Source organism: Polaromonas sp. (assembly GCF_039930745.1).
GTDB lineage: Bacteria > Pseudomonadota > Gammaproteobacteria > Burkholderiales > Burkholderiaceae_C > Polaromonas.
Map to the genome: position 1 here is coordinate 1 of NZ_JBDTTH010000087.1, position 18,356 is coordinate 18,356.

An 18,356-nucleotide genomic window follows, 5' to 3' on the forward strand; every position below is an offset into this window, starting at 1 on the left:
GCCATGCGGCGCACATTGGCGTCCATCAGGTTGTAGCGATAGCGGCCACGGTACTCGTTGAGTGTTTCCGCGACCTTGCTGACTTCTTCAGTGACCACGTTGTTCCACAGGGATCCGTCAGCGAGTTTGACCTGGGCCGCAATCGGGCCGTCGGCGTAAATCGTGTCGCCGCAATGCAGAAAGAAGTCCGGGTTGACCTTTCGCATCTGCTCGTAGATTTTCATGCCGCCCCATGCCTCATTGATACCCCAGCCTTGCCCGGCCGTATCGCCACTCCATGTAAAGCGCACGTTGCGCACGGCCTTGGCGCCTGCGCTGGGCAGCCGCAGGTGGCCGGCCACGGCTTCCGATAACACGCGTTCGTTATGCAGGTCTTGCAGCACGACACGGTAGAAAATCTCCTGGCCCGCCGGCAAACCCGTCAAGTCCATACGCCCGGTGAAGTCGGTGTCGTCCATCAGATACGGCCCCCGCACGCGCGTGGCATTGGCAAAACTGGCGGTCGTTGCCCACTCCAGCCAAAGGCGTGAAGGCCGGTCGCCGCGGGTCCAGATGACAGCGCCGTCCGCTTTTGGGTCGCCACTTTGAATGCCGTGGGCCATTTGGGGCCGCATGGCTTCGCGCGTGATGAGGGCGGGGGCTGCCTGCGCCAGGGTGAAGCCGGGAAGGGCGGCAAGCGTGCCACCCAGAACCGTGCTTGAGTTTAAAAATGTGCGGCGATCCATGGAAACTCCAGAAGTAAAACAGGAAGGGTTTTATTTTTCCGGGCCGACATGTCCGCTTCATGAAACCGTTGCCGTTTATTCGGCAACGCAGTGGCTGCGGGCTTAGGCGGGGTCCTGCGCGGGCTTCATAGGCCGGAATCTGCGTTTATTCAGCGAATGTCGTTAGCAGTTGAAGGCGTGTTGCGGAAATTCGCCGCGCCAGGCGAAGGGTTCGGCTGGCACCAAATGTTGACCCGTTCAGCGTCGAAGTGCACAAATTTGGGGCGTCGCACTGGCCGTAACAGTGCCACAAAGCAGCCAGGCTGGTTTCATGGTGCATTTTTCGCGGCACGGTATGTGCTTTATCCCTGGGGTCAGGCTACCAGGCCTGCGCAGGGCAAGGCGAAACCCGCGTGCCCTATTGATCTGAATGGATAACGGCGTCCACTTCGGTTTTCATTTTTTTGAAGATCTTGAGGTGGATTTTTTTTGCAAAACAGGATTTGGGGGATCGTATGGCTTACTTAGTGCCTTCGGAATTTGTGACCAAGATGGTCGACGCGGGGGAGTCGAAGATATTCATGTCCACCCGTGACACCGTCATCAGGGCGTACATGGCGGGTGCCATCCTGGCCTTGGCGGCCTGGTTCGCCGTCACCATCAACGTGCAGACCGGCCAGCCGCTGCTGGGCGCGGTGCTGTTCCCGGTGGGTTTCGTCATGCTGTACCTGTTTGGTTTTGACCTGCTGACCGGCGTGTTCGTGCTTTGCCCACTGGCGCTGATCGACAAGCGCCCGGGTGTCACCCTCAAGGGCGTGCTGCGCAATTGGGGTCTGGTGTTTGTCGGCAACTTCGCAGGTGCCTTCACGGTGGCCGTGATGATGGCCATTTACGTGACCAACGGCTTTTCTACCGAGCCCAACGCCGTCGGTAAGGCCCTCGGCGTGATCGGCGAGAACCGCACCCTGGGCTACCAGAAATTCGGCGCCAACGGCATGCTCACGCTGTTCGTGCGCGGCATGCTGTGCAACTGGATGGTGTCGGCCGGCGTGGTGGGTGCAATGATCTCCACCCAGGTCAGCGGCAAAGTGATTGCGATGTGGATGCCCATCATGCTGTTCTTTTACATGGTGTTTGAGCATTCCATCGTGAACATGTTCCTGTTCCCATCCGGCCTGCTGCTGGGCGCGCACTTCACCATCATGGACTACCTGATCTGGAACGAAATCCCCACGGTGGTGGGCAACCTGGTGGGCGGCCTGGCCTTCACCGGTCTGACGCTTTATGCTACGCACATCAAAACCGGCCCGACACGCGCCCTCAAATAATCAGCCTTAAAAACAAAAGCCCTCGCGTATGCAAGATGCGTTAGGGCCTGTTCACACTACGGATGCAAGATGCGTTGCGAGTCAAAAAGGCCATGCGTGAGGCGCAAAATGCAGCCGGGCTGACGCCCGGCCAGGCTTTGCAACGCTGCGCATGGCCTTTTTGGCCGCAACCCGGAGGGAACGTGGTTAAAACAGCGCCACTCGTCGTTGCACTCCTAGCCCAGCCGCCCAGGCTGAGCGTCGTCGCGCGCCTAGATTGGCGCTGTTTTAACCACGTTCGCACTTGCATCCGTAGTGTGAACAGGCCCTAGGGCTTTTTCGGTACCCCACATGTCCAGTGAACTGAAGATATCGGCAGGTCAGTATTCGGACAAGGGACGCAAGGAAACCAACCAGGATTTCCACGGCATTTATGTACCGAAAGAGCCGCAGCTGAGCGCCAAGGGTATTGCCATTGCACTGGCCGACGGCATCAGCAGCAGCGCCGTCAGCGACGTCGCCAGCCAATACGCCGTCGCCGGTTTTCTCGAAGACTACTACTGCACCTCTGAAGCCTGGTCGGTCAAGACATCGGCCGAGCGGATATTGAGCGCTACCAACTCCTGGCTGCACGCCCAGACGCAGAAAAGCCAGTACCGCTACGACAAGGACAAAGGCTATGTGTGCACGCTGAGCGCCATGGTCATCAAGTCGACCACCGCGCATATTTTTCATGTGGGTGATTCACGTATTTACCGCCTGCGTGGCAAGGCGCTGGAACAACTGACCAGCGACCACCGAGTCTGGATCGCCCAGGGCCAAAGCTACCTGGGCCGCGCGCTGGGCTTCAAGCCCCAGCTTGAAATCGACTACCAGACCCAGCAGGTGGAGCAGGGCGACATCTTTTTACTGGCCACCGACGGCGTGTACGAACATGTCAGCGAGCACGACATGGCCGGCATCATCCGCAGCAGTGCCGATGCACCCGAAGGGCTTGATGCCGCAGCCAAGGCCATGGTCGAAAAAGCCTTGCAGCAGGGCAGCGCCGACAACCTCACGGCCCAGGTGGTGCGCGTCGATGAGCTGCCCCACTGGCAGGCCGCTGAAATGGTCCAGCAGCTGTCGGGCCTGCCCCTGCCACCCATCCTCGACGCCAGGACGGAATTTGATGGCTACACCATCATTCGCGAAGTGCATGGCAGCAGCCGCAGTCATATCTACCTGGCCACCGACAGCGAAACGGGTGCGCTCGTCATCCTTAAAACCCCGTCCATAGACCTGGGCGGCGACCCGGCTTACCTCGAAAGGTTTTTGACTGAAGAGTGGATCGCCCGACGCATCAACAGCGCGCATGTGCTCAAACCCCATGTGCCGACCCGAAAGCGCCACTATGTGTATGTGGCCACCGAATACATCGACGGGCAAACGCTGAGCCAATGGATGATTGACAACCCCCGTCCCAGCCTTGAAGCGGTGCGCGGTCTGGTGGAGCAAATTGCCAAAGGCCTGCGCGCGTTCCACCGCCATGAGATGCTGCACCAGGACCTGCGGCCCGACAACATCATGATCGACAAGACGGGCACGGCCAAGATCATCGACTTTGGGGCAACCCGCGTTGCCGGCCTCATGGAAGCAGACGTGCTGAGCGGGCACGACAACATTCTGGGCACGGCCCAGTATTCCGCGCCAGAGTATTTCCTGGGGGAAAGCGGCACCACACGGTCGGACCTTTTCTCGCTCGGTGTCATCACCTACCAGATGTTGACGGGCCAATTGCCCTATGGCGCCGAAGTGGCGAAATGCCGGACCCGGGCCGCACAAAACCAGCTGCGCTACGACTCCGTGCAGCACGAAGACCGCGACATTCCCGCGTGGATAGACGGCGTGCTCCGCAAGGCCGTGCATCCCAATCCCGCCAAGCGCTACGGCGAGCTGTCGGAGTTTCTGTACGACCTGCGCCACCCGAACCAGACCTTTCTGGACAAGACCCGTCCGCCCTTGCTGGAGCGCAACCCGGTGGCCTTCTGGAAAGGTGTTTCCCTGATCCTGGCCGCCATCATCGTGATGCTTGTGGCGCTGCAGTCCACCACCGGGTGAGGCGGGCGCATCCGCTCGCAGTGTGGTTGTCGGGGTGCAGCGGAACCGTTTTCGGTTGTGCGCTATCGCACATACAAAAGGGGGTGAACACCGTATGCTGAAAGCCAGGTTGATTCAGGCACCACTCCGGTTGCTTTCGAAGACAACGCATCACCTGGTTCCGCATTGACTACGCCTTCATCCAAAGCAAAGACAACGCACGCTTCGGCAGATTCACATCCCAAGACCCTGCTTGCCGGCTCGAGCGAGATAAAACTCAATCGCCTGCTTGCAGCCTTGCCCGACGCCCAGCTCAAGAGCTGGCTGCCGCATCTGGAGGTGCTTGATATGCCGTTGGGCAAGGTGCTGTACGAGTCCGGCAAAGCCGAGTACTTTGTGTATTTCCCGACGTCAGCCATTGTGTCGCTGCTGTATGTGATGAAAAACGGCGACTCGGCCGAGATTGCCGTTGTCGGCAATGAGGGCATTGTGGGTATCTCGCTTTTCATGGGGGGCAATACAACGCCCAGCCGTGCCGTGGTGCAAAGCGGAGGCAAGGGCTACCGGTTGAAAGCGCAGTTCATGAAGGACGAGTTTGACAAAGCCGGGCCGGTGACGAATTTGCTGCTGCGTTATACCCAGGCGCTGATCACGCAGATGTCGCAAACAGCGGTCTGCAACCGGCACCACTCGCTGGACGAACAGCTGTGCCGCTGGCTGTTGCTGAGCCTGGATCGTTTGCCGGGCAACGAACTCGTGATGACGCAGGAACTGATTGTCAACATGCTCGGCGTACGCCGTGTCGGCGTGACTGAAGCGGCGCTCAAGGTGCAGGAGGCCGGGCTGATAAGCTACGCCCGCGGCCGCATCAAGGTGCTGGACCGGAAAGGCCTGGAGAAGCGCTCCTGCGAGTGTTACCAGGTGGTCAAGGACGAATACGACCGCTTGTTGCCAATGGAGATGGCGGCCTAGGAGCCTGCGCGGCAGAAGGAGCGTCGGCTGCAAAGCGGCCGCGACGGCCCATTTTTCACCGGCTTTTTGCCCCATAGCTACGGCTATGGGGCTGCAAACCCAGCAAAAACTGTGCTCGCCGGGGCCACTTTTCGCTTCGACGCCTTCTGCCGCGCAGACTCCTAGCCGGGAATTCCGTGCGAACCACGGCAATTCACCGATCAATGGGGTTTTCGGGCCTCCAGACGGCGTCCTGTCTTACATCATTTTGTCGATTTCTGGATTAAGTCCGCTACCGGACCGACGTTCCTCGCCCAGGCATCTATAAACAGACCCAAGGCAACAGCGATCGAGTCTCGATCGCGTTAACGCTTTACCGTCGCTGCAGCGCCATGCAGCACGCTCGGGAGGTGTCCGCATGAAGTCAACAGCCGATTGGTCCTCGAAAAAAATGCGAAATTTCGCGCACAAAACCCTGAAAGCGCTTGGTTTTGTTGACTTGAACCTTCTGCCCAGGCCGGATCATTCCGCATCTGAATTGCCACCGGTGCCGCATCCGGCTGGGCACAACTCACCGGACCCGCTTCATCTTCAGATTCCCATCGACGACTGGGACGCCCTGTTCCGTTCCATCCAGGTACGGCTGACGGACGTGGTGGGTGACCGGCTCGCATTAGCTCCAGCGCCGCAAGCAGCCGACACTGCAGGCCATATTCAGGTGGTGGTGCTGGATTGCGTTTCTGCCATGGGGCAACTGCATGCGGCGTTGGTGCATGAACGCCTGAACGGCCCTGGCGCCGGCAGTTCAGGCTTGGCCGTCTAGCCTGCCAGGCCCACAAACACGTTCTGCACATCGTCATTCGCGTCGATGGCGGCCAGGAAGGCTTCCACTTCTTCCAGGTGTGCGGGTTCCAGGTTCGTCGGGTTGACCGGGTTTTTGGCCTTGTAGCCCAGCTTGGCAGACAGCACCGTGAAACCCTGGGCCGGCAGGGCGCGGCTCACCAGGTCCAGGTCGGCGGCATCGGTCAGAAACAGCGTGCTGCCTTCCGCCTCACCCGGCTCGAAGTCCTGCGCCCCGGCTTCAATCGCGGCCAGTTCCGGGTCGGCGCCCGCTGCCGCGGGCTCGGCTTCAATCATGCCGACGTGGTCGAAATCCCAGGACACCGAGCCGGAAGCACCCAGCTGGCCCTTGCGAAACAGCACGCGCATCTCAGGCGCGGTGCGTTTCAGGTTGTCGGTCAGGCACTCGACCATCACCGGCACCTGGTGCGGCGCAAAGCCTTCGTAAATCACATGCTCGAAATGCACCGCCTCACCGGTGAGCCCAGCGCCTTTCTTGATGGCCCGGTCCAGCGTTTCCTTGGGCATGGAGACCTTGCGCGCCTGCTCCACCACCAGGCGCAATTTCGAATTCAGCGCCGGGTCAGCCCCGCCGCGCGCGGCAACCATGATGTCCTTGGCTAGACGTCCGAACAGCTTGCCCCTGGCATTGGCTGCCAGTTCCTTGCCTTTTGCTTTCCACTGTGCGCCCATGTTGCGTTTTCTTTCGATGTAGGGCGCCCAGTTTATCCGAGCGGACACTAGAGGCCACTACAGTCGGCGCCCGCCGGCCGCAGACCCGGCTCAGGCCGTCATGCGGGCGTGGTGAGCCATTTGATCGCCTCATCTTCGCTGGTGAAGACCATCAGGTTGACGCCGGCGTTTCGTGCGGTTTTCTCGCTGGTGTGCGTGATGCGGTCGGCCGCCACGACGGACGCGACCTGGCGAAGGTGCCGCAAATGCCGGCCCACGGCTTCACCCACGGCGTAGTGCTCGGTGAAAGATTTCAGCGTGCGCACCTTGCGCAGGTCGCACAGCGCGCGTCCGCCCTCCCAGCCGCGGGATTGTTCGGCCAGGACCTCCACAAAGCCCAGGAATTCCTCAAGCGATGGGTCGCCCCCGACACGCACAACGGCGTAACCGCTTCGCTGTTCAACGCTGAAATCGACGCCCATGCCCGGAGGATAACCTCAGTGCAGAAAAAAATTGCTGGCGAATACGTGATGTCTGGCGCCGCTCAATGTGCGCTAGCGACGAGAGAGTGTCTTCGGGTCTGCAGGCAGAGCGGCAAAAATTTGCTATGTTTTAGGTAGCATCTCGCGCAGCACCGGCAAGGGCTAAAGGCCGATTCTGTTCAGGACATCACGCCAGCGGACTGCAGGAACTCCTGCAGCGCAGAAAAATCCAGCGGCTTCGTGAGGTGGGCATCAAAGCCCGCGGCCGCGGCCCTGCTTTTGTCTTCGTCCGTGCCATAACCGGTCAGTGCGGCAACTGTCACCCGGTTGCCGCCCGGCAGGGCGCGCAAGGCCGCCAGCACTTCATAACCGTTCATGTTCGGCATGCCGATATCCAGCATCATGACCTGGGGCAGCTGCCTGCGCGCAAGCTCCAGGCCCGAGGGGCCGTCATAAGCCACCTTGACCTGGCAATCCATCAGCCGCAGGATTTCAGCCAGGCTGTTGGCCGCGTCGCGGTTATCGTCCACGACCATGATCACCGGGCTTGGTGAAGGTGCCGGCATGTCAGCCGCGCTGCCTCCTGTAGTTCCGGCATGAGGCAGGAAGAAGCTGAAGGTGCTGCCCTGGCCCGGGCCGGGGCTGGAGGCGCCCAGCGCCCCGCCGTGCATTTCAACCAGGGAGCGCGCCAGGGTCAGGCCGATGCCCAGCCCGCTTTCCTTGGCGGCCGTCTGGGCATCGCCCTGGGAAAACAACTCGAAGATCTGATTGATGGCCTGGGCCGACAGGCCGGCGCCGTTGTCGCGCACCGAGGTATGCAGCTGGGCGCCTTCCTGCCAGACTTTCAGCTCGATCAAGCCGCCCTCGGGGGTGTACTTGGCCGCGTTGGTGAGCAGGTTTTGCAGCACCTGTGCCAGCCGGGTGGCGTCACCCTGGACCCAAAGGCCGCTGTCGGGCATATCCACGGTGAGCTGGTGGCGTCGCGCGTCCATCAAGGGACGCACCGCCTCCACGGAACGAGCCACGACCTGGGCGTAGGACACCGTTTCGGCCTTGAAGCGGATCTTGCCGGTGGTCAGGCGACCGACGTCGAGCAGGTCGTCCACCAGCCGTGTCATGTGGGACAGCTGCCGGTCTATCATGTCGCGGCTGCTGCGCACCATCGGGCTGGGAGAGGGCTCCAGCTGGAGAATGGTGACGGCATTGCGTATGGGTGCCAGCGGGTTGCGCAGCTCGTGTGCCAGCATTGCCAGGAACTCGCTCATGCGCTTGCTGGAGTTTTCAAGCTCGTGCAGGCGCCGTCTTTCGGACATGTCTCGCGTGACCTTGGCAAAGCCGCGCAGCTGCCTTGCCGCGTCATACACTGGCGAGATCACTACGTTGGCCCAGAACACCGAGCCGTCGCGCCGGACGCGCCAGCCTTCTTCTTCGGCCCGTCCTGCCGCGAGCGCGGTTTCAAGCTCCCGGCCGGGTAAATCAGTAGCCAGATCTTCCGGCCGGTAGAACATGCTGAAATGCCGGCCTATCACCTCTTGAGCGCTGTAGCCCTTGATGAGCTGCGCGCCGCTGTTCCAGCTTTCGATGATGCCCTCTGGGCTGAGCATGAAAATCGCGTAGTCGCGCACGCTTTCCACCAGCAGCCTGAAGCGCTGCTCGCTTTCGCGCACCGCTTCCTCGTGGATGCGGCGCTCTGTCAGATCGCGCGTGACCTTGCCGAAACCGGTGAGCACGCCGCTTTTGTCCTTCAAAGCGGTGATAACCACATTGGCCCAGAAACGTGTGCCATCCTTGCGGATGCGCCAGCCTTCTTCTTCAAAGCGCCCATCGCGCGCCGCGCGCCGCAACTCTTCCGCAGGCCATTCGGCCGCAATGGCTTCCGCAGGGTAAAACAGTGAAAAGTGCCGGCCTATCACTTCCTCCGGCCGGTATTGTTTGATGCGCTGGGCGCCGGTGTTCCATGACACCACTACCCCCTGGGGGTCGAGCATGAAGATGCCATAGTCCTGCACCGCATCCACCAGGAGGCGGAAGCGGTCAGTGGCAGCCTGCACCGAAACCGGGGGGAGGGACATGGACATTCGAGGATGATAGCGACTCGCCTGTGACATCCGGAGGGTTCCCGCCCCGAGGCTGCAAGTCGCTGCTTTGTCCTACAACTTTCGTTTTTATTCGCAGCCCAGGCTCAGGGTTTGCCGAGCTGCCGGGATATTTCCCGCCAGTGTTTCGGCTCCACCGGGGTGATCGACAGCCGGTTGCCTTTGCGCAGCACCACCAAGTCTTCCAGCGCGGCATTCACACGCATCTCGGGCAGGGTGAGGTTGCGCGTCTTCTTCAGCACCTGCACATCCACCAGCAGCCAGCGCGGTTCCTCGGGTTTTGACTTGGGGTCGTAATAGGGCGACTTGGGGTCAAACTGCGTCGGGTCAGGGTAGGCCGTGGACGCCACCTGTGCGATGCCGACGATACCCGGCTCGGCACAACTGGAGTGGTAGAACAGTACGCCGTCGCCCACCCGCATGCCATCGCGCATGAAATTGCGCGCCTGGTAGTTGCGCACGCCCACCCAGGGCACTGTGGCCTTGGGCGCGGCCAGCACATCGTCTACCGAGCATTCCTCGGGTTCGGATTTCATCAGCCAGTAACTTGTCATGGGCTTGCCTTGTCGCGTCATTTTTGGGAGGAATGAAGCTTAGCGGACGAGCAGGGCAAAGAAAAGCCGGCACCGAGGTTGCGACGCAGCTGAAGCGGAAGGTGGCAAAAAAAAGCCGCCCTCAAGGGGCGGCCAAAACGAGGTAACAACAACAACTGGTCAACTGCCGGCTCTGATGCCCCGCATCGTGATGATGCCGCCCAGATTCGTGCCATGCAGTTATTGTGCGGAGCCGCCAAGGCAAGCGTCAACCTGTCAACTTTGACAGGGGGGCGCGATGGGTGCGGGTGGGCACGCGGTATCAGCCTGGCCGGCGCCGTGCGAAAACACGCCAGGCGCAGCATTTCGATACGACTGTCATTTTTGACAGGGCAGGGTTTCGGCTGTTGAACGTCTGCCTGGCATTTGTCGGTGGGAAGGCGTGGAGGGCGTGAGGTTTACTATGAAATAAATAGCTGCTAGCGCCCGTCCCATAAGGGCTGGAAGATGATTTAGCTAAAAATAATTACCTGCGGTGCTGCGTGCTTTCCGGCAGGAGGGTAACCGGTGGCCTTTGCGCAACACCCGCCATCAGCCTGTCGCCCTCCGATGGGAAATTCATGAGGCAGGCAGCCGTCTCCTCCAAATAGAGGTTTACTTCAATGAGGCCCTGATTTACAAGCTCAAAGTCAGCATGTGCCCAGACCGGGCAGGACACCACGGGAGAGACTTCAATGCGCAAAACGGTCAAATCCACCAATCGCAAACTCAAGGTCAATGTCGTTGCGGGTACCTATGTGGTGCTTTTGGGCATCGGGCTGAAAAAAGCTGATGCCAGGGGCGTGCTGGGATTCGCGATCCATCGCACCGACCATTCCCGGCAAGATGAAGGCAAGTGGCTGGAAGGCATGAAGGTCTTCGAAAGCTCCAGCGTCGAGGTGGGGCAGAAGGTTTCTTCGCGGGAGTTTCCCATCCAGGGCTTCCTGTGGCAGGACTTCACCGCCAGCCCGGGCATCGACTACACCTACCGCGTGGTGGCGCTCACCGGCAAGCCAGGTGCGCTGAAAGAACATGCGCAATTGCAGGCGGAGTGCAGCATCAAGACAGAGCCTGAATACGGGCCGACGCATTCCGTCTGGTTCAACCGCGGCATTGCAGGTTCGCAAGCCTACGCCAGGGAGTTCGGCAGCGCCAAGCCGCAAAGCGTGGGCAGCAAGGCGGAGAAATGGCTTTCGCGGGGGCTGGAAGAAGCCCTGCTTGCATTCATTGCCATGGCCAAAGATAAATCGTATGGCCTGCGCGGGGCGCTGTACGAGTTCAAGCACCAGCCCGTGATTGACGCCCTGGCCGATGCCCAGAAACGCTGCAAGGATGTGCAGCTGGTCATCGACATGCGGGTCAAGGCCAACGGCCCGGCGAAGGACAACAAGAAGAACGTTCTTGCCGCAGGCTTGACCAAGGTCGTCATACCGCGCACGGCGAGTGCAAGCTCCATTGCGCACAACAAGTTCCTCATTCTCATGAAGAACGACAAACCCGTGGCCGTGTGGACGGGCTCGACCAACATCACCCCCAGCGGCGTGTTCGGCCAGAGCAATGTCGGCCACATGGTGAAAAACGCCAGGACGGCGCAGGCCTACCTGGACTATTGGGAGCTGCTGGCGCTGGACGAGGAGAACAAGACCCTGCGGCCCAAAGTCGAAGAGATGTCGCCGGTGCCGACCGACACCGACGAGCCCGGCACCGAGTGCATTTTCTCGCCGCGGCCCAGCAAGGAAGCCTTGCTGGGCTACCGGGACGTGGCTCTGGGTGCGCAGGAAGCCGTGTTTTTTACCTCCGCCTTCGGCATTGGCGCGGAGATGGGTGACGCCTTCAATGCCGAGCGCGACGTGCCTTCGTACATCCTGATGGAAAGCAAGGGAAACAATGAGACCTCTCGCGCCCGTACCGACGCGTTGCTGAAGTTCAGGAGCAACCAGATCGCCATCGGCGGCGGGCTGCCGTCTGACCTCAACAACGGCTACATGCGCTGGCTTCACGAGTTGAGCCGCACCGGGTATACCAAGAACGTCCACTACGTCCACAACAAGTTCATGATCGTGGACCCGCTGTCCAAAGCGCCGGTGGTGATTACCGGCTCGGCCAATTTTTCCCTGAACTCGACCACCGGCAACGATGAAAACATGCTTGTCATTCGCGGCGACACGCGGGTGGCAGACATCTACCTTGGCGAGTTTGTCCGCCTCTGGCGGCACTACTACTTCCGCGACGTGATCCGGCGGGTGGGTACCAAAAACGCCAAAAAGAGCTGGCTGGTCCCCAACGACACCTGGAGCAAATCGTTTTACGACCCGGCCAGCCGCAAGAGGTTTGAGCTGAAGGTGTTCTCGGATCCTGTTTTTTGAGATGGGCGGCCTAACCGGTCTGCTAGCGTTTATGCATCAAAACCCGCTCCAGCCCAATAGGGGCGAGCGCTAGCAGCTATTGTTTTTGTAGCTAAGCCCATGCCGCTGGTTGCAACAAGGCTTGCTGCTTTGCCCGTGCGCTCACACCTGAGCTGGCTCCATGCGCCGTGCCAGCTCGCCGCCGCGGGTGCGCAGGAAGGCCAGCAAACGCTGCGGGTAATCCGCCGCTACTGCTTGTTGGGCAGAGGGCCGCGCAGCCAGCGCCGTGCGCCAGTGCTGCATGCGCGGCAAGGTGTCCAGCCAGCCGGTTTCGCCGCATTCCTCGAAGGCGTCAAGGTAGCGAAACACGGGCGCAAAAACCGCGTCCACCATGCTGAAGCGCGTGCCGGAAAAATACGGCCCGGCTTCGTCGAGCTCGGCTTCCAGCTGGGCGAAGCGCTGCTGCAGCTCGGCCCGCCGCGCCTGCAGCGAGGCAGCATCGGGCGCCGAGTAAAAGCCCCACACCGTCGCCAGCGTGGCCGAGCCGAACTCCATCCAGGCGCGGTGGCGTGCCCGCTCCAGCGGCCGGGGCGGGTGCAGCGGCGGGCCATTGGTTTCCTCCAGGTATTCACAGATCACGGCGGATTCAAAAACGGCCGTGTCCTCCGTGAGCAGCACCGGCGTCTTGCCGAGCGGCGACACGGCGAGGAACCAGTCGGGTTTGGCCGCCAGGTCCACATCGCGCCGCGCGAAGGGCACGCCTTTTTCCAGCAGCACGATGGCCGCGCGCTGCACATAGGGACACAGCGCATGGCTCACCAGCGTCAGGGCAGGGGCCGGCGCGTTCATGCCGGCACCAGGCCTTCTGCCTGCAGTGCGGCGAACACCGCAGGCCGCTGGCCGATGCGCTGAAGGTAGCCCAGCACGCGCGGAAAAGGCGACAGCTCCATCTTGAAGAACTGGCCCCAGCCCAGAATGGTGAAGGCATAAACGTCAACCACTGAGAATCCGTTTCCAGCCAGCCAGTCGCGTGTGGCCAGATGGCGCTCAACCGTGCCGAAGCGGCGCAACAGCTTTGCAACCGTGGCTTCGCGTGTTGCTGCGTCAATCGCCGGGTTGAAGAGCGGGCCAAAACCCTTGTGCAGTTCGGTGGCAATAAAGGTCAGCCATTCCAGGGCTTCCATGCGTGCAGGCGTGCCGTGTGCAGGCAGGAGGCTGTGGTTCTCGCCTATCCATTGCAGCAGGGCGGCGGCCTCGGTGTGCCGGCTGCCGTTGTCGAGTTCCAGCACGGGAACGTAGCCGCGCGGATTGATCTGGTCAAAGTCTTCACCGCTTTCCGTGCGGCGCGTGGCCAGATCCACACGGACGAGTTGGGGCGCCAGCCCAGCCTCACGGCAGGCAATGTGAACGGCCAGGGAACAGGCGCCAGGGGTGTAGTAAAGCTTCATGAAAGTCCTTTCGGTTAAATCGGTCAAGAGGTGATGCGTGACTTTATGATTGCGCCAGCGCAAAGAAAATACGTGGAATGGAAATTTATGATTGCAAAAACGCAATACAAACTGAGCGCCACCGACCTGGAGCTGCTGCTGGCGCTGGTGCGCGGCGGCACGCTGGCGCAGGCGGGAACGCGGCTGGGCGCAGACGCCTCCACCGTGTTCCGCGCGGTCCAGCGCATCGAGAAAGGCCTGGGCCAGCGCCTGTTCGAACGCTCGCGCCAGGGTTACCTGCCGACCGATGCCATGCATGCCATCGCGCTGCATGCCGAACGCATCGAAGCCGAGCTGGAGGCCGCGCGCGCGACAACCCTGCGCGCGGGCGAAGAGGTGTCCGGCCGGGTGCGCCTGACCACGGTGGACGCGGTGCTGCGCGGCCTGGTGCTGCCCTGCCTGCCGGCGCTGGCAGCGCGCCACCCGCTGCTGCAGCTGGAACTGCACGCCACCAACGAACTCATGAGCCTGTCGCGGCGCGATGCAGACCTGGCGCTGCGCGCCACGGCCGGCAAACCGCCGGACCACCTGATCGGGCGCCTGCTGGGCCACATGGACTTCGTGGTGTGCGCCGGCAAGGCCATGCCGGCCGCCCTGCGAAAACGGCCGCTGGCGCAGCAGGACTGGATTGCCCCCGACGAGGCCATGCCGCAGCATCCCTCGGTGGTCTGGCGCCGCAAGGCCCTGCCCAAGGTCATTCCGCGCCACCTGGTGGACTGCATCACCAGCGTGGTTGATGCGGTGCGCTCTGGGCTGGGGGTGGGTGCGGTGCCGGTCTTCATGCTGCCGCAGGAGCCGCAGCTCGTGCCGATCAGCGAGCCGCTGGAAGGCTGCGTTTCAGAGTTGTGGCTGCTGGCCCATCCCGAGTCGAGGCACCTGCGGCGGATAGCGGCGGTGTACGAACATTTCGCCACGCATATCCGGCCGTCGTGACGGGGTGCTGGGTGCGCTCTTCAATGTAAAAGTGTGCTTGTTCGAATTCAGCTTGAAACGCCACCGACGCAGGCCGACATCAACATCAGTATCTGCCGCATCTGGCGGCGCTGAGGCTCGCCGCCGGCGCGGATCAATCTAAGGCAGGCTGATGATCTCGACCCAGTTCGGGTTCTTGCCGAGCGGCAGCGAAGCCTGCTGCGTCAGACGTCCGTTCGCCGGGTCGATGCGGTAGGCAGTCATGGCGTGGGACAACTGCCCCACAGCCAGCAGCCAGGTGCCCGAAGGGTCGATCTGGAAGCCGCGTGGCTGCTTTTCGGTGGCCTGGTGGCCAATCAGATTCAGCTCGCCGCTCGCGGCGTCCACCGACCACATGGCCAGTGTGTGGGAGTTGCGCTCGCTGGTGTAGAGGAAGCGGCCGTTCGGCGTCAGGTGCAGGTCCGCAGCCCATGGCTTGCCGGTGAAGCCTGCCGGCAGGGTGGGCAAGGTTTTCAGCAGGCTCAGGGTGCCGCGTTGCGCGTCGTAGGCCAGCACATCGACCGTGGCGTCCAGCTCGTGCAGCAGATAGGCATGGCGGCCATTCGGGTGAAACACCAAGTGGCGCGGGCCGGCGCCAGGGCGTGTGGCGAAGGCCGGAGGATTGTTCGGCGTGAGCTTGCCTGTTGCGGCGTCAAAGCCGTATTGCAAGACTTGGTCGCTGCCCAGATTGGTCACGAAGAGGTTTTTGTTGCCCACATCGATGACGGCCGCGTGTGCGTTCTTGCCGGTGGGCAAAACGGTGACGGCTGCGCCCGCCACACCGTCGGCGCCTATGGGGCTGACGCTCACCTTGTTGCCGCCGTACGAAGCGGCGAAGAGCCAGCGGCCCGTTCTGTCCGTCATGACGTAGGCCATGCTGTCCGGCAGCGGCGCTGTGCCGATCTGCTTGAGCTTGCCGGTGCTGCCGTCAATCGCAAAACTCGCAACGGTGAACGGCTCGGAACGCAGCGCGGCGTAAAGCATGCGCTTGTCAGGGCTGAGCGCCATGGGCATCACCGTGCCGCCGACGGCCAGCGTCTGGGTGACTTGCAGCGTGCCCTTGTCATGGTCGAGCTTGACCACGCTGATGTCGCGGCTGTCGGCATTGGAGACATAGGCAACGGAGTTTCGGGTGGCGCAACCTTGCATAAGAGTCATCAGGCTAATCAGGAGGGTGGAAAAGAGGAGGCGGGAAGAAGCAGTTTTCATGGCCATTTGTTGGTAATTGGTCAGACATCGTACAACTGCGAGCGATTTTGCAACCTGGATGTTTGCGCTGTCATGCGCGTTTACCCCAGTAACGGAGGGCATTGGCAGCCAATTGGATCGATTCAACCCGAAGCGAGACTTCTGCGGCGAGCAGCTCAGGCGACCTCAGCCAAAAACGCCGACAGCAATTCAGCACATCGGGCCGCATGGCTGGTAATGAGGAAATGGCCGGCGCCATCGACGGCAAAGTGGCGCACGTCTGGCAGGCTGCCCTGCAAGGTGTTGGTGATGGCGACCATGGCCGGATTCGCTTCGCCGCCGCGTACCAGCAAGACCGGCATGGCCAGCGCGGCGCAGTTCTGTGCGCTCACCTCGAAGCCGAAGTCTGTGCGCCAGTCCAGCACGTTCACCGCAGCCGTCTCGCGGCAATAGGTTTTGACGGCTTCAGGCATGGCGGCAAAAACACCGGGGCCGCCCCAGAAGTCGATGACGCGGGCGGGGGCGTCGGGCTCGCCGCTGTTGACGGCGGCCTCAAAGGCCTGGCTCATGCGCAGCGCTTCGTCATGCAGCCTGCCGCCGTCGAGCCCGCGGATAAGGGGCAGGGGGTTGGCTTCGAACAGGCTCAGGCTGGCGATGTCAACGCTGCGGGAAAGGGCTGCCGCCAGCGCCACGGTACCGCCAAAGGAGTGCCCGACCAAATGGACGGGCTGGCCGATGTGGCGCGCCAACGCCTGCACCACCTGCACTTCATGCGCAATGCCAAAGTCTTGCGTGGTGCGCGTGTCTGTGGTGCCGCCGTAGCCACTCAGGCTGCTGGTCACCAGCCGGTAGCCCGGGCTGAGGTGGCGCTGCACCTGCCGCCAGGCCGCCGTGGTGCTGTAAGAGCCGGGCAGGAACAGGACGGCCGGGCCTTCGCCGGATTCGACGCAATCAATGTTTCGTTCTTCGGCCTTCAGCATGCAGGACTCCCGTTATTTTTAAGACAACGTCGTGGGCGCGGCGCGACCGGGGCGTGTCTCCGGCAGGAGTTTGCCTGTTTCAGGATGCCGCTGCAAAACGGGCGTTTCTTCATCCAGCCGGCCAGGGTGCCGAGCAGCTCTTCGCGCGCCTGTTCGTCGTTGCGGCCAGAACGAACCAGCAGACGCGCAGCGCCCGCGGCCAGTGGCCCGGCCACGCTCAGCGGATCCAGGTCGCGCGTGTCGTCGTTATCAACCGAGAACCAGGCCAGGTGCCGCAAGTCGCGGAGATCTCCCTTGCGTTCGGGGGGTGGCGCGCGGCTTCTGCCTCCTGCAGTGCCTGCGGAGAAAAGGCGGGCAGGCCGCGGGAACGCATGGCCTCGACGGCGATTTGGTGGAGATGGGTGGGGCGCCTGGCGGGTGACGAGCGAGTCGCCTCCATGTGCCCATTGATGCCCATGCCTGGCGAATTCCGCGCCAGGTGCTCATTTGACCTGCACCGCGCCGGGGGTTATAACTCGCCCACACAACAGGAGAGCACCATGGGATTGATGAAATTTGCAGGCGCTGCGGCGCTGTCAGCGGTTTTGTTCGGCTGCTCGATGCCCATGGGCGGCGGTTGGACTGCCCTGGTGGACGGGACAAATGGCCTGGAGAACTTCAATCGGGTGGGCGTTGCCAATTGGTCGGCTACCGACGGCGCTATCCAGGCGAGCGCGGGCGGCGCCACGCCGGCTTATCTGGTGTCCAAACAGTCCTATACGGATTTCACGATGCGCGTGGAGTTCTGGTCCAGCGACGACGCCAACAGCGGCGTGTTTGTGCGCTGTGCCAACCCCGCCGAGATTACCGACGAGAACTGCTACGAAGCCAACATCTTCGACCAGCGGCCCGACCCGACCTATGGCACAGGCGCCATCGTCAAGGTAGCCAAGGTGTCGCCCATGCTCAAAGCCGGCGGCAAGTGGAACGTCTACGAGATCACGGCCAAAGGCCCGCGCCTGACGCTGGTGCTCAATGGCGTGAAAACGGTAGACGTGGAAGACCGCAAACTCACCAGCGGCCCGGTCGCGCTGCAATGGGGTCGCGGCATCATCAAGTTCCGCAAGGTCGAGATCCGCCCGATCTAGTATTGCCACCCGGCCCCCCTGAAACCCAAGGGGCCGGCTGCCCGTTTGCAGCGGCAAGCCAGCTGTCAGCGGTGTTTGCCAACTTCCCAGCCCACGCCGCCAATGGCCCGCTCTGCCACTTCAACGGCCAGAGGCTCGAGCGAGGTCGCCATGGTGTCGTTCCAGCGGTTGAGGTAGCCGAAAAGTGCAATCGACGCCACGATCTCGACGATCTGCTCGTCGTTGTAATGCTTCTTGAGTTCGTCAAAGTCGGCCTGCGAGGCCTCGTTGGGTACGGCACCAGCCTTGAGCGCCAGACTGATGGCGGCGCGTTCTGCGGGGGTGAATAAATCGCTTTTCTCGAAGTTCCACAGCGCGGCTATCTTGGCGTCCGACGCCTTGTAGATGCTGGACAGGTTGGTCATGTGCGACTGGCAATAGAGGCAGCCGGCCGCATAACTGCTGGCCAGGCTGACCAGCATCTTGGTTTCTTCCGGCACCGTGCCTTCGTACAGCACGGCCTGGTTCAGGGCCATGAAGGCCCGCACGATGTTGGGCCGCCGCACCATGGTCATGATGCTGTTGGGCGTGAAGCCGCG

18 protein-coding genes are annotated in these 18,356 nt (G+C 61.9%); 7 read left to right on the top strand and 11 right to left on the bottom strand.

What is annotated here, in order from left to right; genetic code table 11:
• A partial coding sequence (locus ABI660_RS19285) for a PhoD-like phosphatase N-terminal domain-containing protein (RefSeq protein WP_348071127.1) occupies positions 1–725 on the bottom strand: 725 nt, incomplete at its 3' end.
• 494 nt (positions 726–1,219) lie between these two features.
• Between ABI660_RS19285 and ABI660_RS19290 the strand changes: the two genes are divergently transcribed.
• The 4 genes from ABI660_RS19290 to ABI660_RS19305 all read left to right on the top strand — a co-directional run bounded on the left by ABI660_RS19290 (position 1,220) and on the right by ABI660_RS19305 (position 5,861).
• Positions 1,220–2,032 (top strand): formate/nitrite transporter family protein, encoded by an 813-nt coding sequence (locus ABI660_RS19290; RefSeq protein ID WP_348071129.1) that lies wholly within the window; start codon positions 1,220–1,222, stop codon positions 2,030–2,032.
• A 330-nt stretch (positions 2,033–2,362) separates the two neighbouring features.
• Positions 2,363–4,108 (top strand): bifunctional protein-serine/threonine kinase/phosphatase, encoded by a 1,746-nt coding sequence (locus ABI660_RS19295; RefSeq protein ID WP_348071131.1) that lies wholly within the window; start codon positions 2,363–2,365, stop codon positions 4,106–4,108.
• 276 nt (positions 4,109–4,384) lie between these two features.
• Positions 4,385–5,059: a Crp/Fnr family transcriptional regulator gene (locus tag ABI660_RS19300; RefSeq protein WP_348071161.1), complete on the top strand. Its 675-nt coding sequence runs from the start codon at positions 4,385–4,387 to the stop codon at positions 5,057–5,059.
• 397 nt (positions 5,060–5,456) lie between these two features.
• Positions 5,457–5,861 (top strand): hypothetical protein, encoded by a 405-nt coding sequence (locus ABI660_RS19305; RefSeq protein ID WP_348071133.1) that lies wholly within the window; start codon positions 5,457–5,459, stop codon positions 5,859–5,861.
• On the opposite strand, the gene ABI660_RS19310 is transcribed toward ABI660_RS19305, so the two are convergent.
• From ABI660_RS19310 to ABI660_RS19325, 4 genes are all read right to left on the bottom strand, one after another.
• A complete protein-coding gene (locus tag ABI660_RS19310; protein ID WP_348071135.1) occupies positions 5,858–6,571 on the bottom strand; it encodes a YebC/PmpR family DNA-binding transcriptional regulator in 714 nt (237 codons plus the stop codon). The genes ABI660_RS19305 and ABI660_RS19310 overlap by 4 nt on opposite strands.
• Before the next feature lie 98 nt (positions 6,572–6,669).
• A complete protein-coding gene (locus ABI660_RS19315) occupies positions 6,670–7,032 on the bottom strand; it encodes an STAS/SEC14 domain-containing protein (protein WP_348071137.1) in 363 nt (120 codons plus the stop codon).
• Between the two features lie 179 nt (positions 7,033–7,211).
• Positions 7,212–9,104 (bottom strand): PAS domain S-box protein, encoded by a 1,893-nt coding sequence (locus ABI660_RS19320; protein WP_348071139.1) that lies wholly within the window; start codon positions 9,102–9,104, stop codon positions 7,212–7,214.
• Positions 9,105–9,214: 110 nt separating this feature from the next.
• Positions 9,215–9,682: an EVE domain-containing protein gene (locus ABI660_RS19325; protein ID WP_348071141.1), complete on the bottom strand. Its 468-nt coding sequence runs from the start codon at positions 9,680–9,682 to the stop codon at positions 9,215–9,217.
• A gap of 713 nt (positions 9,683–10,395) precedes the next feature.
• Here ABI660_RS19325 and ABI660_RS19330 point away from each other — a divergent pair.
• Positions 10,396–12,066: a phospholipase D-like domain-containing protein gene (locus ABI660_RS19330; protein WP_348071143.1), complete on the top strand. Its 1,671-nt coding sequence runs from the start codon at positions 10,396–10,398 to the stop codon at positions 12,064–12,066.
• 141 nt (positions 12,067–12,207) lie between these two features.
• On the opposite strand, the gene ABI660_RS19335 is transcribed toward ABI660_RS19330, so the two are convergent.
• Both ABI660_RS19335 and gstA read right to left on the bottom strand, forming a co-directional pair.
• Positions 12,208–12,894, bottom strand: a complete 687-nt coding sequence (locus ABI660_RS19335) for a glutathione S-transferase family protein (RefSeq protein ID WP_348071145.1) — start codon at positions 12,892–12,894, stop codon at positions 12,208–12,210.
• Positions 12,891–13,493 carry a glutathione transferase GstA gene (gene gstA / locus ABI660_RS19340; RefSeq protein WP_348071147.1) on the bottom strand — a complete coding sequence of 201 codons (603 nt, stop codon included), beginning with the start codon at positions 13,491–13,493 and terminating at the stop codon, positions 12,891–12,893. The genes ABI660_RS19335 and gstA overlap by 4 nt, the downstream gene beginning before the upstream one ends.
• 87 nt (positions 13,494–13,580) lie before the next feature.
• On the opposite strand from gstA, the gene ABI660_RS19345 reads away from it, so the two are divergent.
• Positions 13,581–14,465, top strand: a complete 885-nt coding sequence (locus ABI660_RS19345) for a LysR family transcriptional regulator (protein WP_348071149.1) — start codon at positions 13,581–13,583, stop codon at positions 14,463–14,465.
• Between the two features lie 138 nt (positions 14,466–14,603).
• Here the strand turns inward: ABI660_RS19345 and ABI660_RS19350 are convergent, their stop codons facing one another.
• The 3 genes from ABI660_RS19350 to ABI660_RS19360 all read right to left on the bottom strand — a co-directional run bounded on the left by ABI660_RS19350 (position 14,604) and on the right by ABI660_RS19360 (position 16,929).
• Entirely contained in the window at positions 14,604–15,641 is a 1,038-nt protein-coding gene (locus ABI660_RS19350; RefSeq protein WP_348071151.1) for a beta-propeller fold lactonase family protein, read from the bottom strand.
• 206 nt (positions 15,642–15,847) lie between these two features.
• Positions 15,848–16,651, bottom strand: coding sequence for an alpha/beta hydrolase (locus ABI660_RS19355; RefSeq protein ID WP_348071153.1), 804 nt, complete (start codon positions 16,649–16,651; stop codon positions 15,848–15,850).
• On the bottom strand, positions 16,645–16,929 hold the full coding sequence (locus tag ABI660_RS19360; RefSeq protein WP_348071155.1) for a hypothetical protein: 285 nt from the start codon (positions 16,927–16,929) through the stop codon (positions 16,645–16,647). Before ABI660_RS19360 ends, ABI660_RS19355 begins: the two co-directional genes overlap by 7 nt.
• Before the next feature lie 261 nt (positions 16,930–17,190).
• Here ABI660_RS19360 and ABI660_RS19365 point away from each other — a divergent pair, with 261 nt between their 5' ends.
• Positions 17,191–17,778, top strand: a complete 588-nt coding sequence (locus tag ABI660_RS19365; RefSeq protein ID WP_348071157.1) for a DUF1080 domain-containing protein — start codon at positions 17,191–17,193, stop codon at positions 17,776–17,778.
• Between the two features lie 65 nt (positions 17,779–17,843).
• Here ABI660_RS19365 and ABI660_RS19370 read toward each other — a convergent pair.
• On the bottom strand, positions 17,844–18,356 hold a 513-nt coding region (locus ABI660_RS19370), incomplete at its 5' end, for a carboxymuconolactone decarboxylase family protein (protein ID WP_348071159.1).

Bases quoted from the DNA above. Each gene is read 5' to 3' on its own strand.
- ABI660_RS19320 (WP_348071139.1), bottom strand. From the start codon at position 9,104: ATGTCCCTCCCCCCGGTTTCGGTGCAGGCTGCCACTGACCGCTTCCGC.
- ABI660_RS19335 (WP_348071145.1), bottom strand. From the start codon at position 12,894: ATGAACGCGCCGGCCCCTGCCCTGACGCTGGTGAGCCATGCGCTGTGT.
- ABI660_RS19305 (WP_348071133.1), top strand. From the start codon at position 5,457: ATGAAGTCAACAGCCGATTGGTCCTCGAAAAAAATGCGAAATTTCGCG.
- ABI660_RS19310 (WP_348071135.1), bottom strand. From the start codon at position 6,571: ATGGGCGCACAGTGGAAAGCAAAAGGCAAGGAACTGGCAGCCAATGCC.
- ABI660_RS19330 (WP_348071143.1), top strand. From the start codon at position 10,396: ATGCGCAAAACGGTCAAATCCACCAATCGCAAACTCAAGGTCAATGTC.
- ABI660_RS19315 (WP_348071137.1), bottom strand. From the start codon at position 7,032: ATGGGCGTCGATTTCAGCGTTGAACAGCGAAGCGGTTACGCCGTTGTG.
- ABI660_RS19355 (WP_348071153.1), bottom strand. From the start codon at position 16,651: ATGCTGAAGGCCGAAGAACGAAACATTGATTGCGTCGAATCCGGCGAA.
- ABI660_RS19350 (WP_348071151.1), bottom strand. From the start codon at position 15,641: ATGACTCTTATGCAAGGTTGCGCCACCCGAAACTCCGTTGCCTATGTC.
- ABI660_RS19365 (WP_348071157.1), top strand. From the start codon at position 17,191: ATGGGATTGATGAAATTTGCAGGCGCTGCGGCGCTGTCAGCGGTTTTG.
- ABI660_RS19295 (WP_348071131.1), top strand. From the start codon at position 2,363: ATGTCCAGTGAACTGAAGATATCGGCAGGTCAGTATTCGGACAAGGGA.
- ABI660_RS19325 (WP_348071141.1), bottom strand. From the start codon at position 9,682: ATGACAAGTTACTGGCTGATGAAATCCGAACCCGAGGAATGCTCGGTA.
- gstA (WP_348071147.1), bottom strand. From the start codon at position 13,493: ATGAAGCTTTACTACACCCCTGGCGCCTGTTCCCTGGCCGTTCACATT.
- ABI660_RS19345 (WP_348071149.1), top strand. From the start codon at position 13,581: ATGATTGCAAAAACGCAATACAAACTGAGCGCCACCGACCTGGAGCTG.
- ABI660_RS19290 (WP_348071129.1), top strand. From the start codon at position 1,220: ATGGCTTACTTAGTGCCTTCGGAATTTGTGACCAAGATGGTCGACGCG.